The sequence below is a fragment of the Vibrio sp. Vb0937 genome, from assembly GCF_033338855.1.
The window spans coordinates 1-1,266 of the sequence record NZ_JAWOTK010000261.1 but is presented as its reverse complement, the minus strand read 5'-3'; the positions used below and the strand labels follow the sequence as shown (position 1 = coordinate 1,266).

At 43.6% G+C, this 1,266-nt stretch carries 1 protein-coding gene and 1 pseudogene; both read left to right on the top strand.

All coding sequences use genetic code 11. The features are described from left to right. Positions 1 to 935: Fe(3+) ABC transporter substrate-binding protein (locus tag R7P67_RS24930; RefSeq protein WP_318086332.1), on the top strand; the 935-nt coding region annotated here is incomplete at its 5' end. Between the two features lie 99 nt (positions 936 to 1,034). Beyond that, positions 1,035 to 1,266, top strand: a pseudogene (locus R7P67_RS24925) (iron ABC transporter permease); the annotation flags it as partial.

The following is a 1,266-nucleotide window of genomic DNA, read 5'->3' as shown; positions in this document are numbered from 1 at the left end:
TCTACTCTTACCGTCAACCTTTTCTAGTTGAACCAATGTTCAATGAGTTCACTAAAGAAACTGGCATCAAAGTAAACGTTAAATTTGCGAAGGAAGGTCTAGCAGAGAAACTAGCTCAGGAAGGCGAATACAGCCCAGCGGACGTTGTCCTGACTACTGATATCAGCCGTCTAGCAGAACTGACAAACAAAGGTCTAGTTCAGAAAGTTGATAGCAAGATCATTGAAGAAAATGTACCAGCTCAGTACCAAGACAAAGAGAATGAGTGGTTTGCACTTACGCTACGTACTCGCAGTGTTTACTCTTCTCGCGACCGTGTTGGCAAACTAGGTGCGGACTTTAACTATGCTGATCTAGCCAAACCAGAATACAAAGGTAAGATTTGTACTCGCAGCGGCAAGCACCCATACAACGTATCTCTTGTTTCTTCGATGATCGCTCACTACGGCGAAGCAGAAACGAAAGAATGGTTGGAAGGCGTGAAAGCGAACCTTGCTCGTAAACCTCAAGGTAACGACCGTGCACAAGTAAAAGCGATCAAAGAAGGTCTATGTGATGTTTCTTTGGGTAACAGCTACTACCTAGGCAAAATGGTTAACGACAAAGAGCAAAAAGCTTGGGCTGATGCGGTTTACATCAATTTCCCGAATCAAGAAACAACAGGCACGCACGTGAACATCTCTGGTATGGCGATGGCGAAATACGCTCCAAACCGAGATAACGCGCTTAAGCTTATGGAGTTCTTGACTGGCGAAACCGCTCAGAAGATGTACGCAGAAGTGAACTACGAGTACCCAGTAAAAGAAGGCGTTAAGCGTTCTGAACTTGTGGAATCTTGGGGCGACTTTAAAGCAGACACGCTTTCTCTAGATGATATCGCTTCTCACCATGAAGCAGCGATTAAGCTACTAGATGAAGTGAAATTTGACCTTTAATTCCTTGTGGGGGTATAACTATACCCCCATTTGATTAAAGGATATGAGATGTATTTGCACCAGCATTTGTATTTCATAAAGCCTTGCAGTAATTAGGCAATGAAAGATAGACATTCTCTATGGAAAACCAGTAGTGGAGCGATAACTCTGTTACTGGTTTTGCCGATCTTAGCGATCTTCTACACCGCAATTGGTGAAACGGATAACCTGTTTACACATTTGATGTCGACGGTGATGCCAACCTATATCTATAACACCGTCGTCTTAACGATTGGGGTTATGGGCCTGTCTCTTATTTTCGGTATTCCAAGCGCTTGGTTAATGGCAATGT